Annotated in this window: 12 protein-coding genes; 6 read left to right on the forward strand and 6 right to left on the reverse strand. The window is 60.4% G+C overall.

From position 1 onward, the window contains the following. Positions 1–227 precede the first annotated feature (227 nt). From KMZ68_RS19055 to KMZ68_RS19075, 5 genes are all read left to right on the forward strand, one after another. The gene (locus KMZ68_RS19055) at positions 228–1,514 is read left to right on the forward strand and encodes a hypothetical protein (RefSeq protein WP_215612723.1); all 1,287 of its coding nucleotides are present in this window, start codon (positions 228–230) and stop codon (positions 1,512–1,514) included. A 149-nt stretch (positions 1,515–1,663) separates the two neighbouring features. Then, entirely contained in the window at positions 1,664–2,989 is a 1,326-nt protein-coding gene (locus KMZ68_RS19060) for a hypothetical protein (protein WP_215612724.1), read from the forward strand. 237 nt (positions 2,990–3,226) lie between these two features. Further along, complete coding sequence (gene rfbB / locus KMZ68_RS19065) at positions 3,227–4,339, forward strand: dTDP-glucose 4,6-dehydratase (protein ID WP_215612725.1); 1,113 nt, start codon at positions 3,227–3,229, stop codon at positions 4,337–4,339. Between the two features lie 6 nt (positions 4,340–4,345). Continuing rightward, positions 4,346–5,539, forward strand: a complete 1,194-nt coding sequence (locus KMZ68_RS19070; protein ID WP_215612726.1) for a CgeB family protein — start codon at positions 4,346–4,348, stop codon at positions 5,537–5,539. Beyond that, entirely contained in the window at positions 5,536–6,333 is a 798-nt protein-coding gene (locus KMZ68_RS19075; RefSeq protein WP_215612727.1) for a class I SAM-dependent methyltransferase, read from the forward strand. The genes KMZ68_RS19070 and KMZ68_RS19075 overlap by 4 nt, the downstream gene beginning before the upstream one ends. Positions 6,334–6,359: 26 nt before the next feature. Here the strand turns inward: KMZ68_RS19075 and KMZ68_RS19080 are convergent, their stop codons facing one another. Genes KMZ68_RS19080 through KMZ68_RS19095 form a run of 4 tightly spaced genes read right to left on the reverse strand, consistent with a single transcriptional unit; the run spans position 6,360 to position 10,184 of the window. After that, entirely contained in the window at positions 6,360–7,058 is a 699-nt protein-coding gene (locus KMZ68_RS19080; protein WP_215612728.1) for an NDP-hexose 2,3-dehydratase family protein, read from the reverse strand. Next, positions 7,058–8,158, reverse strand: coding sequence for a DegT/DnrJ/EryC1/StrS family aminotransferase (locus KMZ68_RS19085; RefSeq protein ID WP_215612729.1), 1,101 nt, complete (start codon positions 8,156–8,158; stop codon positions 7,058–7,060). The genes KMZ68_RS19080 and KMZ68_RS19085 overlap by 1 nt, the downstream gene beginning before the upstream one ends. A 7-nt stretch (positions 8,159–8,165) precedes the next feature. Continuing rightward, entirely contained in the window at positions 8,166–9,131 is a 966-nt protein-coding gene (locus tag KMZ68_RS19090; RefSeq protein WP_215612730.1) for a Gfo/Idh/MocA family protein, read from the reverse strand. A gap of 27 nt (positions 9,132–9,158) precedes the next feature. Then, positions 9,159–10,184, reverse strand: a complete 1,026-nt coding sequence (locus KMZ68_RS19095; protein ID WP_215612731.1) for a hypothetical protein — start codon at positions 10,182–10,184, stop codon at positions 9,159–9,161. Between the two features lie 291 nt (positions 10,185–10,475). Between KMZ68_RS19095 and rfbA the strand changes: the two genes are divergently transcribed. After that, entirely contained in the window at positions 10,476–11,354 is an 879-nt protein-coding gene (rfbA, locus tag KMZ68_RS19100) for a glucose-1-phosphate thymidylyltransferase RfbA (RefSeq protein ID WP_215612732.1), read from the forward strand. Between the two features lie 9 nt (positions 11,355–11,363). On the opposite strand, the gene KMZ68_RS19105 is transcribed toward rfbA, so the two are convergent. Together KMZ68_RS19105 and KMZ68_RS19110 are read right to left on the reverse strand one after the other, a co-directional pair. Continuing rightward, a complete protein-coding gene (locus KMZ68_RS19105) occupies positions 11,364–12,938 on the reverse strand; it encodes a hypothetical protein (protein WP_215612733.1) in 1,575 nt (524 codons plus the stop codon). A 124-nt stretch (positions 12,939–13,062) separates the two neighbouring features. After that, positions 13,063–15,075 carry a hypothetical protein gene (locus KMZ68_RS19110; protein ID WP_215612734.1) on the reverse strand — a complete coding sequence of 671 codons (2,013 nt, stop codon included), beginning with the start codon at positions 15,073–15,075 and terminating at the stop codon, positions 13,063–13,065. Between the last annotated feature and the right edge of the window lie 18 nt (positions 15,076–15,093).

Here is a 15,093-nt window from a genome sequence, read left to right on the forward strand (position 1 = left end):
TTTAGTAAAAGCCCCGGCAAATCAAGCTCGGGTGGCGACCTTTACGTTTCACCGGCAACCGGGCGCCGGTCCAGCGCAACAGATCCGATGATGGCCGTGCGTTGCGGCCGCCTCTTACGGCCGCCCCACAATATCCCGGGTTTTCCGGCAATCACGCCTTTCGATGCATCGTTTGGTATATTATTGGATCGAGAGCCGCCAGGTTCGCACAGGACAGCATGGTTACCGTGGACATAGCCACCAACGACAAATCATCGTGGCGGCGGATCGGGCTCGCGTCGCTGATCTGCCTCTTCATCATCGCATGCTGCCTGACGTTCGCGCTTGGCGCACGCGACTATGGAATGGCCTACATTTTCTTCGATCCCGCACGGCTGCCTTACGCCATCGCCACCGTGGCGGCCTTTGCAGCCGTCTCGCCGCTCTTCATATTTGCCCGTTTCAGCTTTGGCTACTTTGCCGGATTTTATTGCTACGCGATGATCCTCGGCTATCTCTGGCTGAACTGTTTCTCGCCGTTCAAATACGATCATAAGCTGGCCGGCGCGTCGGCAGCGCTTTCCGCGGTGGCGTTTCTCTTTCCGGCGCTATTCATCACGTCGCCTGTCAAGCAGTTCTATCCGCTCTCGGACAGGGCGATGCACCGCCTGCTGGTTTCGATCCTGCTGTTTTCTGCCGCCATCGCCGCCATCAGCGCATTCTATAATTTCAGGCTCATCTCCGTCGACGAGATTTACGCTTACCGCGAGCAGCTTCGTTTTCCGACAATAATCAATTATGCAACCGCCGTAATCATGAGCGTACTGCTCCCCTATGCGTTTGCTTGCTTCCTCGCTCGCAAAAACCTTTGGTGGGCAGGCGCCGCCTTGCTGGTCTCGGTATCCTTCTATCCAATCACCTTGACCAAGGTCGCCCTCTTCATGCCGGCATGGCTCGTCGTGCTTGCGGTTCTTGCGAGGTTTTCGGAAACCAGAATAGCAACCATATTGTCCCTGCTGCTGCCCGTGCTTGCCGGGGTGATTCTGTTCGTTACGTTTCACGAAATCTCACGCCGCTACTTCAACATCGTCAATTTGCGAATGCTCATCGCCCCATCGAGCGCGATGGACTTCTACAATGAATATTTCGCGAGACACGACCTTACGCATTTTTGCCAGATCTGGATCTTGAAGCCGATCGTCCCCTGCTCCCTCGACATCCCCCTATCGGTCGAAATGGCGAACAACTACGGGCTGGGCAACATGAACGCGTCATTTTTCGCGACCGAGGGCATTGCCTCGGTTGGGAATTGGTTCGCACCGGTGTCGGCGCTGATGGCCGGATTCATCATCGCAATCGGAAACCGCTCGTCTGCGGGCCTGCCAGCAAACTTCGTCCTGATTTCAGGCGCCATTCTTCCACAAATTCTACTCAACGTGCCGCTCACCACGACTCTGGTGACGCACGGCATGGCCGTTCTGTTCCTGCTCTGGTACATAACGCCACGCTCGATGTTCGAGCAAAAACCTGGATAACCCTGCCACTCCGCCGCATTGATTGGCGCGATCGCGACGATCGACCGAGCCGGCGCACGACAAGCAGGGGAATTCCAGGTTGTGCGGTGATGGCGATTGGGCTATCTCGCTTCCATAAGGCTCCCGTCGCAGAATGATACGACCCGCATATGGATGATCATCTTCCACGCGCAAAGGAACGTCTCAGACTTGGAGCCTTGATACTCGTTCATGTCGTTATTTGCTGCGCATCTCTGATTCGTCTCGCCGATGCAGGTCGAGCGATCGCGTTCGAACCCGCGTTGTTTCATCTCTTCTTCGATCCGGCCCGATTGCACGTCGCCATCGCCGTCGTAACGGGCTTTTCGCTTGTTTCGGCTTTTTTTCTGTTTGCGCGTTTCAGTTTCGGCTTTTTCGTCGGATTCTATTTCTACACGATGATCCTTGGGTATCTCTGGCTGAGTTGCTTTTCCGACTTGAACTACGACCGCTTGCCGGCCGGGCTTTCCGCCGTGGCGTCGATCATCGCGTTTTTGCTGCCCGCACTGTTCATTTCGTCGCCGATCCGGCAGGTATACACACTGTCGGCGGCGGCATTCGACCGGGTCTTGTGGGCGATCCTGGCACTGGGTGCTGCGACAATCCTCGCTGGCGCGGCCTATGACTTCCGGCTTGTGGCCATCGAAGACATCTATCAATTCCGGGACAAGCTGGAATCCCCCGCAATATTGAATTACCTGACCGGGATCACTTCCAGTTCATTGTTGCCGTTTTGCTTTGCGGGATTCGCAGTACGCAGGTCCTGGTGGGGCGCCGGCGCCGCTCTCCTGCTCCTGCTGTTGCTGTATCCCATTACTCTGAGCAAGCTCGCCCTTTTTACTCCGCTCTGGCTTGTTGCCATTCTGTTGCTTTCGAAACTCTTCGAAGCCAGAATCGCCGTCATCCTGTCCCTCGCCGGTCCGCTGCTTGCGGTGCTGATTCTGGTGGTCTTGTTCAAGGCCAAGGCCGCGCTGCTCTTGTCCATCGTCAATCACCGGATGGTGGCAATTCCATCAATTGCGATGGACATCTACAATGACTTCTTCTCCAAACACGACCTCACATATTTTTGCCAGATATCGTTCCTGAAGCGCCTCGTTGCCTGTCCCTATTCGGAGCCGCTGTCAGTCGTGATGTCGCAGACCTACGGAATGGGAAATTTCAACGCGTCCTTGCTCGCGACCGAGGGAATTGCTTCGGTCGGCCTGTGGTTTGCGCCGGTCTCGGTGTTCGTATGCGGACTCGTCATCGCGCTTGGCAATCGTCTCTCCGCCGGGTTGCCGCCGAGCTTCGTTCTGACCTCGGGAGCTATCCTTCCCCATATCCTGCTCAACGTGCCGCTGACCACCACCTTGCTGACGCACGGCGCGGCGGTTCTTTTTCTGCTGTGGTACCTGACGCCGCGATCGATGTTTGAGCAGCAGCAGCCGAAGCAGCCGTCCCTCGCCGGGACATAGGCCTGCCCGCGGCGGGATCGACCGCTCGTCCCGCCATCGACGATTCAAACCCCGAGCGATTTTCGGCAGGAAATAAGATCGGGTGACGACAGACGAAGCAGCGAATATAAGGGGCTTCGCCGTTGGGGGGTAAACAGCACGTTTTACCCCTCCTGTGCCGTTAACCCGACTGGAAACGGTGACGCCTTAACCTCTTCAACACACCAGGTTCCAGTACAGGACAACCCAGAGGCCCGGATGCAAAGCGTTCTGATCACCGGCGGTGCCGGCTTCATCGGCCAGAACCTGGTTCACGCATGGCGTGCAGCCGAGCCGTCCGACCGGCTGGTCATCGTCGATGCGATGACCTATGCCGCCAACCTCCGCAGCCTTGAGCCGCTGATCGCCGATCGAAGCATTTCTTTCGTCAAGGGCGACATCAAGGATGCGGCACTGATGCGGCGGCTGTTCGATGAACACAAATTCACCCGCGTCGCCCATCTTGCCGCGGAGTCGCATGTCGACCGTTCCATCGCCGATCCTGAGGCGTTCCTGCAGACCAACGTGCTCGGAACCTTCACACTGCTCAAGACCGCGCTCGAGGCATGGCTTGCGGCCGGAACGATCGAGCACAGCCGCTTTCTCCACGTCTCGACCGACGAGGTCTATGGCTCGCTGGGACCGTCGGATCCCGCATTTTTGGAATCGTCGCCGTACCGTCCCAATTCGCCATACGCCGCAAGCAAGGCGGCAAGCGACCACCTCGTGCGCGCCTATGTCGAGACCTACGGCCTGCCGGCGCTGATCACCAACTGCTCGAACAATTACGGCTCCTATCAGCATCCGGAGAAGCTGATCCCGCTGATGATCATTCATGCGCTGGAAGGCAAGCCGCTGCCGATCTACGGCGACGGGTCCAATGTCCGCGACTGGCTGCATGTGTCCGATCATTGCGCGGCGCTGATGGCCGTGATCGAGCGAGGCCGGCTCGGGGAAACCTACAACGTCGGCGGCGGCAACGAGCGCAACAACCGGGATGTCGTCGGCCTGATCTGCGACGCGCTCGACCGCGCCTTCGCCACCGATGCAAGCCTCGCGCCGCGCTTTCCGTCATGTCCCGCGGCATCGGGGAAATCCTGCCGCTCGCTGATCAGCTTCGTGACCGACCGTCCCGGCCATGACCACCGCTATGCCATCGACGCAACGAAACTGGCCCGCGAACTCGGCAACCGATGCAGCGTCAATTTCGAAGACGGCCTCGGTCAAACCATCAACTGGTACCTCGATCACGAGGATTGGTGGCGCGAGGTGACCAGCGGCGCCTACAAGGCCTGGATCGACAAGAATTACAGCTTCCGGATCGCGGTCTAGGCAGCCATGCGCATACTCGTGCTCAACGCGGACTATCCGCGCTTTCTGGCCTGGCTCTACCGCCGCCAGCCCGGGCTCGAGGACGCCGGCTATGCCGGGCAGATGGCGGCGAGAAACGCCAGCCTGTTCGGCGTCGCCGACTTCTACTCCAGGAATTTCAGCGCATCGGGTCATCCCGCGGCGGAGATCCACGTCAACAATCCATGGCTGCAGTCGGCCTGGGCGCGCGAGCACGGTATGGCGGTCGAAACGGCGGAGCCGCCGGGAACGGCCGCGCCGCGGGCGCTTCCCGGATGGCTGCAGCGCGCCGTCACGCCGTTCAAGCCGCTGCTGCGGCCACTGGCCCGAAAGGTCGGCCTGAGCCCCACGCTCGACGCCCAGGCCGAGAATATCCTGCTCGCCCAGATCGAGGACTTTGGGCCCGACCTGATCATCAACCAGGACACCTTCCATGTGAACACCGGCCTCGTGCGGCGCATCAGGGGTATCGGGCGCCCGATCCTGATCGGCCAGGTTGGCATCGAGCCGTCCCGCGGCGAGGACTGGCCGGTCTACGACCTCATGATGTCGCAACTGTCGGCCACGGTGAACTTCTTTCGAAGTCTCGGGGTTCGCGCGGAACTCAACCACCTCGCCTTCGAACCCGCAATCCTCGACGCGCTGCCGGCAGCGCCCGCGACGGATATCGATGTTTCCTTCGTCGGCACGGTGTCGGCTGATCACCGGCAGCGCATCGCCTTGCTGGAGGCGGTGGCCGGCCGCTACGATCTCAAATTATTCGGAAGCCGGCCGCAGGCGCTCCCCTCCAGCTCGCCGCTGCACCGCTGCTTCCAGGGCGAAGTCTGGGGCGCCGACATGTATCAGGTTTTGCGGCGCTCCCGCGTGACGCTCAACTCCCATATTGATCTTGCAGGCCGGGAGGCCGGCAACATGCGCTTGTTCGAGGCCACCGGCGTCGGCGCGTTTCTCTTGACCGACTTCAAGGACAATCTCCACACCCTGTTCGAGCCGAATCGCGAAGTCGCGGTCTGGCGCGGAAACGATGACTGCCTTGCCGGCATCGGCCGCGCGCTGGAAGACGACCAGGGCCGCGCGGCGATCGCGCGCGCCGGCCAGGCCCGGACCATGGCGCAGCATACCTATCGTCATCGTACCCGGGAGATTCTGGGTTTTGCCGAACAACTGCGGACGAAGCGATGAAGCTTCCCCGCCTCATCCGAAAAGTGGCCAAGACGGTGGTCCGATCGGTACCGGTCCTCCGGCGCCAGATTCTGTTCTCGACCGATTACCGGGTGCTCAGCGGCATCGACGAGGCGAAGACTGCCGCTGCATCGTCAGGCGGATGGCTTGCCGCGCGCACCGTCGCCCGGCAGCAACGCGCCTATGAAAATCTGATCGCCGCCATGAAGCAGGGCGAGCCGCGGCTCGATTTCAGCGTCGCGGCGGAAGCCGTCGCGGCGACGGAAATCGCTCGTCCGCGGCTGCTCGAGGTCGGCTGCGGCAGCGGCTATTATTCCGAAGTGCTCGCTACGCTGCTGCCCGGCGGCGTGGAGTACACCGGCATCGATTATTCCGACGCCATGATCGCACGCGCCCGCACCCGCTACCCGACGGTAAGCTTCGAAGTCGCCGACGCGACCCGGTTGCCGTATGCCGACGGGGCCTTCGACATCGTCTTCAACGGCGTTTCGCTGATGCACATCATTGACTATCAGGCCGCCATCCGCGAAGCCGCCCGCGTCGCGGCGCGCTACTGCATTTTCCATACCGTCCCGGTATTCGATGCCCATCGAACTACCTTTCTGAGGAAATATGCCTATGGAGCGCCTGTGGTCGAGGTGGTGTTCAACAAGCAGGAACTGATCTCGATATGCCAGGACGCGGGCCTGCGCCTCGAGCGTGAATGGTCCTGCATCCCGTATGACGTGCAGGAGGCAACGGGGCATCATTCAGCGACCGAGACCTACTTGTTCTCGAAGGCAACGAAGCCCTGATCGCCGCGAGCGGTCGCGCGTTGTTGCTAGAGCGGAAACAGAATCGTCTTGACGAACGGGCTCAGCACATTGTCCATCAGCGCCAGTTCCCTGATCTGGCTCAGGCTGGCCCAGCAAAACATGGTCGTGTCGGTCTCGATCACGCGCTCGTCGTCCAGAAACGCGACGACATTGTCGTTCGATTTCCGCCAGAACCGGCCGCCCTCTTCATTGTGTTCCGCCCGATAAACGATCCGGACACCGGCCTCGGCGGTAAGAACCTCCACCATCGGAGGGCGTTTGCCTGCATGGGCGCGCCTGATGTTCGACCACGTACTTTGAATGCTCGGGCCCAACTGCAGGATTCCGATATTTCCGGGTTCGGCCTTGGCATGCAGGAAAAATTCGACGCCATTCTCCGCGGTCTCGCGTGCGATCAAGCCGAGAATGCCGCCGTCCGGCTGCGTATAGATCGGCTGATCCCATGACTTTACCTCGCGCAGGTCTCCGCTCTCGATTCTGACGCCCTCGACGCCAAAGAACTGCCCACTCTTGTGCCGGACATTGCCCTGCGCGTCGCGCGACCAATCCCGAACCTGATCCAGCCCGATCAGATCCGCCCTGAATTCGATCGACCTGCGTCGCTCTTCGCACCAGGCCAGGATCGGCGCCGGATCCCTAGACTCGATCGCCAAAGACGCCGCGATGCGTTCGCGAAACCATTCGAGGTGCGCGCGTTCGGCCATCAGACCAGTTCCCTCAATGCATCGATCACCGTGTCGACTTCCTCGTCCTTCAGATGCGGGTACATCGGCAACGAGAAAATGCGCTGCGCCTTGCGCTCCGCCACCGGGAATTGCCCTTCGCGATAGCCGAGATCGGCGTTGCCGCGCATGATGTGGATCGGCCATCGGTACGAAACGTTGCAGTTGATGTCGCGCTTGGCCAATCGCTCCAGCACGCCGTCGCGGTCGGTTGGATGCTCGACGACATAGACATAATAGGTATGGCGGCTATGCGCGTTCTCGTACGGCAGCACCAGTCCGCTGCCGGCGAGGCCCTCGTTGTAGCGGGCGGCAATCGCACGGCGGCGCTCGATCCAGCCATCGATCCGCGGCAGTTTCAGTGACAGGATCGCCGCCTGCACCTCGTCGAGCCGCGAATTGTAGCCGTGCCGTTCGGAATAATACACGGTCTCCATGCCGTAAAAGCGGAGGCTGCGCGCCAGGCGGATAACCGCCTCGTCGCTGCTCATGACCATGCCGCCGTCGCCATAGGCGCCGAGCACCTTGGTCGGATAGAAGGAGAAAGACGACGCGTCGCCGACACTGCCTGACTGGTGGTTCTTGTAGAGCGCGCCCTGCGACTGCGCACAATCCTCCATCACCTTGAGCCCATGGCGACGGGCAATGGCCATCAGCGGATCAAGATCGACGCACTGACCATACAAGTGGACGGGGATGATGGCGGCGGTGCGCGGCGTAATCGCCGCCTCGACCTGATCGACGTCCATCAGAAAGTCCTCGTGGCGGACGTCGACAAAGACGGGCTTGGCGCCGAGGGTGCGGATCGCCGAAACCGTCGGCACCGCCGTATTGGGCACCGTGATCACTTCATCGCCGGCTTTCACGCCCAATGACGACAGAGCAATGTAAATGGCGTCGGTCCCGCTGTTGACGCCGACGCCCTCGGCAACGCCGAGATAGGCTGCCATCTCGCGCTCGAATTTGACGCCCTCCTGCCCCAGGATCAGCCGCCCGGACCGGAACACCCGATCCACCGCAGCGAGAATCTCATTCCGCAGTTCGTCGTATTCCCGCAGATAGTCCCAAACGTTAATCGGCATCACTTTCTCACATTTGTTGGCGCATCGGTTCGAGAGCATCGGCGATCCGGTCCCGGCACTCGGCGTCAGCGAGAAGATCCCGGTGCAGGGGCTCATGGTCACCGCCCGAGATTGCGTTCACCGCCGCCTCCAGAAAACCCATGAAGACGTCAGCGTGCTCGAACGTCAGCGAACTCTCGACATTGCGGACGCGCCGGCGCCACTCGATCCGGTGATCGGCGGGTGGGCTGAACACGCGTTCCGTCATCACAGAGCCTGAACCCGTCACGATGAGCAAGCGATTTTGATACTCGCCCTCAAAGCTGAAATGGCCGGAAAAGATGCCGCCATTTGCGAGCCGCGCCTGCACCGAGAAGCCCATGTCGACGCCGGTCTCGGGATGGCGACTGCCCGCCAATGCCGTGAGGTGCGACGGCGGGCCGCCACCGAATATCCGCATCAGAGCGACGGCATAGGGGCCCATATCCAGCAGGCACCCCCCGCCAAGCTCCCGGTGGTTGCGAAAATCGGCGATCGGCAGCGGCGGGATGACGAACTGGGCGTCGACCAGCCTGAGCGGAGCATTTTCTTCGATGAACTGCTGCAGCGCCCCGAAATGCGGATGATAGCCAAACACGGTAGCTTCCGCGAGAAGACATTTGGCGCGTCGCGCCTCGGCGACGCCACGTTCGCACGCTTCCCGGCTGGTCATCGCCGGCTTGTCGACAAGCACGTGCTTGCCGGCAGCGAGCGCCGCCAGGGCCCAGCGTTCATGCAACGCGTTCGGCAGCGAAAGGTAAACGATATCCGAGCGGCTTTCCCGCAACGCAATGTCGTAATCGGCGAAAAAGCGACCGCGTTTCGGCCATCCCTCCTTCGGCTCCGGACGGCTCTTGCTTGCAATCGATATTTCGTCGATCGCCTGGAGCTTTGCTGCGGCGGGTATCACCCGTCGTTGCACGATTGACGAATATCCAAGGATCAGCAATCGCATTCAAGAATCTCGCAACAAGGACATGGGCTACCTGCCCTGGTTGTCCGGAGACGCAATAGCGCGCCCCGTGACGATATCAAGGCCCCGAATAGTCGCTGCTCTCACTTTGCGTAACGCATTGGGTAAGCGATCGCGATAGCTGCGGACGCTCGGCTTTCGGATTGCCTTGATTTCCTGGTCATCGCGATGCGCGGCCACGGTCAAATCAGCTTCTGCGAGCGCGGCGACATAGGGCTCATAGATCCGGTGCCTCACGAGGCTCGAAAACGGCGCGTGATACACGCGGTGACTGTTGTAATAATATCGCCCCGCAAGCTTTACCCCATAGAAATGGAAGAACAGCAATGGGTAGCGCCCTTCGATCTTGACCGATCCGTCGCGCCATTCCAGTCGATAGTTTGCTATGTTCCACGGCGCTAGATTGGCGCCGAGATGCTCGATGACGTGAATGCCTCCGAACAATTCGGGCAGCCGGTCCAGATAGCGCTGGTCTGCGAAGCGGTCGCCCTCGACCCGATCGTAGCACCATTCGATGCAGCGTTCGCGCCACCAGCGCAGCGCGGCGAAACCTTCGTCCCGTCGACGGACGCTGACCCATCCGACATTATAGATTCCGAACCTGCGCATATGCGCCAGCCGGCTGGTAAAGCGGTGCGGGATGATACCGAACGCGGAATCTTCCATTTCCGCAAAGATCGGATCAGGCGGCGCAAAAAAGAACAGATCGCTGTCGAGATAGCTCACCCACTCGGCATCCGGCTCCTTGCCGAGAACGAAGAGCATCCAGGCCGGCGAACACGTGAAGTAATATTCGATCAGGCTGCGCGTCGATCGTGTCGCGGCGACCTCTGGCTCGGCGGCTTCAAAATCCGCCAGACGCACCGGCACGATGCCGGGCAAATCGAGCGCAGTGAGAATTCGATGACAGGCTTCGCTCAGGCAAAGCACCCAGAGACGCGCCCCGGGGGCGTGCCGTTGAAGCGAGCCATACAGTGCAAGCCCGCGGGACAGGTAGTTGTGGTCGAAGTACGTGCAATAAACGCGCTCTGACATGATGCCTTGGGGGAGTTAAGTCGCGGAACGCACCGGGGTGACTGCCGAAGTTGCGGTGCCAGGGCGTCGCAACGGTTCATTCGTATAGTACCAGCCCCAAGGTCGCAATGCGCCCCTCTGTCGACATAAGCTATTGACATCATTACATTCTTGCTGTGATCAAAGTACGGCACGGCTCAGCCAGCGGCACCGCGGCGCATCGGGAATGAAAGCGTTTTGTGATGTGGAATGCCGCGTGTTAACGAGGCCGCACCAAACTCAGGGTCATCGCGATCGAGAAGAGCAACGCAAATGAACCGCAAAGGAATCATTTTGGCGGGGGGCCGGGGGACTCGGCTCTATCCGCTGACCCTGGCGACGTCGAAGCAGCTATTGCCAATCTACGACAAGCCGTTGATCTATTACTCGCTGACCACGCTGATGCTTGCCGGCATCCGCGAGATCTTGATCATCACTACACCGGAAGATATCTCGCAGTTCAAGCGCCTGCTCGGCGACGGAAGACAATGGGGGATTGAGCTGTCCTATGCGATCCAGGAACATCCCGGCGGAATCGCCGAAGCATTCCTGATCGGCAGGGAGTTTCTCGCCGGCAACCCCTCGGCGCTGATCCTCGGCGACAACATTTTCTACGGCGACAATCTGCGCGCCCTGCTGCGCGACTCCGCGCGGCAGACCCGCGGCGCCACCGTATTCGCATGCTGGGTCGACGATCCCGAGCGTTACGGAATTATCGAGTTCGATGCCGCGCATCGCCCGCTACGGATCGTCGAAAAACCGAAGGCGCCAAAGTCGAACTACGCCGTCACGGGCCTGTATTTCTACGACGAGCGCGTTGTCGACGTGGTGCGCGAGATGAAACCCTCGGCGCGCGGCGAACTCGAGATCACCGATGTGAACCAATGGTATCTCGAACGCGGCGAACTTCACGTCGAGCGGTTTGGCCGCGGCTACGCCTGGCTCGATGCCGGCACCCACGAATCGCTGCTCGAGGCCTCGCAGTTCATTCACATCGTCGAGAAGCGTCAGGGCCTGAAGATCGCCTGCCCGGAGGAGGTCGCGTTTGCCCAGGGGTTCATCGATGCCGCGCAGCTTTTGCGGCTTGCCGGGCCGATGGAAGGCACCGCTTACGGGCAATATCTCGTTCGCCAGGCGGGCTTGTTGTCGTGACGAGCAAGTCTAGCGTGGGATGACCGCGATCAGCCGGTTGCGAACGCTTGCCTGGGCGAGCGGACTTGCAAGCAGCGCGACGACGACAAGCCAGAGCGTGCACTCGCATGCAAAACGAACCAGCCCCGTACCCGGCACCCATGATCGAATGACCGTCCCCAACGCCCAACCTGCCGAGGTCACGAGGGCCATGATCGCTGCCAGAAAAGCGACGTGCTGGAGCGGTCGCTGAAGCGTTTGCCTGATAATGGTGAGGCCTAGCAGGCCAAATTGAACCAGCAGGTCGCTTGCAACCACTGCGATTGCCGCGCCCAGCGGTCCCATAGGCGGAATCAGCAGGGCCGACAACACCAGGAAAACGGCCAGTTGAAGCCCCTTGGTCCGCACCAGAAGGTCCCCGCGGTTGCTGTAATTGGCGTAGCCCAGCGCCAGGATCGATGGCGCGATCGCACTGGTGCCGATCAGCAGCGTGATCGCGAGCATCGGATCGTAACCTACGGTGCCATGGGTCCAGAGCTCGAAAAAATCCCGCCAGAACGGCAGCAGCCCGGAGACCACGACGCTCGCCTGCACGGCCACGAATACCGATCCGCGCGCGTAGAGGCTCCGCAGCTGGTCCTTCAGGCCGACGGCGTAGTCGTGGCCAAGTTCGGCGGCGAGCGGGAGCGCTGTCTGAATGCAGAGCGCCCGCAGCAGCCCGGCGACGACCCGGGTGAGGCCCCATTGCGCCACGGCCACGCGATCTGACACCAGCGCGCTGACCAGCAGCACCGGCAGGTTCAGCAATGCCAGCTCGGTAGTGCCCGCCACGGCGAACGGAACAGCCTTGCGAAACTGGCCGATAATCCAGGGCCATGACGGCTTCGCGCCCACCCCGCGCAGGAACGGAAACAGGCGCGGAGCATCGATTGTGACAAGATAGATGGTGGCGAGAACTTGCGGCACCACATACGCAACAGCCACGGCCAACAGACTTCCGGTTGCGACGATCGCAGCCAATTGGCCAAGCTGTGCGGCCAACATCGCCCAGTTCTGGATCCGTACCGCGCGACCATAGAGTCCGCGCGCACGGTACAGGCCCGACACCAGACCGGACGGCAGCGTCACCAACATCCCCGCCGCCATCAGCTTAAAGGCCGCATCAAAATCGGAAACAGACTGAAATCCCAGCGCGACGGAAGGCGAAAGAAACTCCGCGCCGGCCAGCGACAGGACGACGAGAAATCCAACAAGTACGAGATAGATCCACAGCATCGCCGCATAGAAGCGGGCGGTTCTGCCGTCGCAATCGACGCTCGACTTGAGTGCGAGAAAGCGATTGATGGCGCGAAACTGCAGCCCGCTATCGGCGATCGGGACAAGACTGCCGACCGCGTAGATGACGAGCCACGCCGCCAGAATCTCGCTGGTCCAGGAATGCAGGAAAACCGGAACAAGGGCGACCTGCTGGGCAACCCCCAGGATCATCTGGAAGAGATTTGCGGACCACCCCGCGAACAGCCTCCGCGCCCGGCTCGGGCCAGAATCCTTCGACGGAGCCCTACCTGCGCCGCTCACATCAACCGGCTCTTCGATCAAGGCCAAGACCTCTCAGGCATCGAGAGCGAGTTACCAGCCCAACGGAAAGATGTCGATAGTGGACCGCGTCAGGATCCGTCCCTGGTGTCAAACGACTCTTCCGATACCAGGCCGCTGCGAATTACCAAAATCACGGCGCGACATAGGCAAGCGACAGGCGGTCGCCGAGCTTCTGGATCCGATAGAGGCCGCTGTCGCCGTCAGCAGGCCCGTCGGAGAAGATATCTCCATACTGCTGGCGCAGCTCCGCCAGGCCCCTGCCGACGGCAATATAATCGAATGGAGCCAGCCGGGCGGACAATTCGGCAACCGACCACTGGCATGGCCTCATGCCCACGTCCGGAGCCTCTCCCAGAGACCAGCAATAGAGATTCGTGAAATGGGGGAGGAGTTCATATTTTGCCACAAACAGATGAAGTCCGTTTGATCGCTGCCAAACGATGTAGACCTTCGCGTCTTTGGGAATCTGCGGCTTGATGCGATCAGTGAACGAGGCCACCTCTGTCCGGTATGGCGCGCGTGCCGGCGCCGTACTTCTGATGGATTCGACGGCCGCCTGCGGATGCGCCATGCCCGTCAACAGTGACGAAAGGGGCGACGGGTTGACGGCGAAAGAAACTCCGATCGCCAGCACGGCACAGGCCGCAACTGCCCAGCGCGCCAGCGGCCTGCTGGACCGCAACATGGTCGCCGCAAGCATGGCGGCGATGGCAAGACTGATCAGGAACCAGCCCAGGAATAATACATTGAGGTAGCGGGGAAATGACATGAGAATGCGCCCCTCGTAGTCGGAAAACGCATACAGGTAAGCTAACAGCAGCGACGCCAAGTAGCCCAGGAATCCGAGAAAAATAAGCAGCGTAAGGGCCAGGATGCGCTGCCTGCAAAGCCGGCTAGGCGCTGCAGCAGCCATGGCACCTCCTGCCAGCAACAGCGCTGCCACGACCGCGGCAGGCGACCATTGGCTGCCTCCGAAAGAGCCAGAGAGCGATATCCGGCTCAACGCATCAATGAAGAACGCGAACAACGATGATGGCGATTGCACTGACGGGCTGACATTGAAGAACTGAGCGAAGAACTTGCTGCCAACCTCGATTTCCCGCGAGGTACTGCAACAAGAGAGGACGTTCTTAACGACGTCAAATGGCGAATAGCGGATCCAGCCCAGGTCGAGCCCCTCGGAAACCACATAGGCGTACCAACTCCGATTGACGACCCACGGCACTGCAAACATCGCGGCTATCCAGGAAAGTTCTAGCGCCGAAATCCGCATTTGCCGGAGGCCGCCGGAACTGGAATAGCGAATGATTAGGAGATCCATCACACCGATCGTCGCCGCAAGAACGGCAAGCATTGCCCCCGCGCTCTTGACGAGGACGAGCGCCCCCAGCACGACCGGGACGGCGAACAACCCCTTCGATGCTTCGCGTGCGATGAAATAGGTGAGAACGCACGCGGCAAATCCAGCACCGAGCAGATGATCGATCAGAACGCTCGACCAACCAACGCCAAACACCTTGACAGCGTAATCGACCAAATAGCAGGCGATCAGAAACGGGGCGATCCCCAGCCGAAGCGCGACGCCCGGAGCCCCGAAAGAAAAGCAAAGCAACAAGAGAGCGCAGGAGAAAAATGCAAGCCCCTCTGAATAACCCGTCAATATGAGAAGGTGGTAGCTGAACAACGAAACGCCGGGGGGATAATCCTGAAAATAAAGCGGGTTCGGGTGAAAGTGGAATGTGCCGGCTTCATAGACAGCGCGGATAACCGTTCCCCAGTGGGAGAACTCGTCCCATCTGCTGAAACTCGCCCGTTCGTTGATCAGATACAGGAAGGAAACAGCGAGGAAGACGCACAGCAGAACCGCAATGCCACGAGCGATATTTTTCGCGTCGATCCGGAATTCGGGAAGAGGCGATCGCAGCACCATCGCAACCGAGGCCGCCAAGGCAACAAGGCCCCCTACGTGAATGAACTGACTCGCAATTCTGAGACTGCCGATGAAATCGAACACATAGAGGCTGACCATGATCGCAGCCGCATAAATGGCGGGGCCTGCGGCCAAAGGAACGCCCAAGAAAATCCGCAAGGCGAGAGTGTAACCAAGCAATTCGAGAAAAAGTATACCGACAAAAACCATCAACAGTCCCACTCTTGCAGA

This window comes from Bradyrhizobium sediminis, from assembly GCF_018736105.1.
Taxonomy (GTDB): domain Bacteria; phylum Pseudomonadota; class Alphaproteobacteria; order Rhizobiales; family Xanthobacteraceae; genus Bradyrhizobium.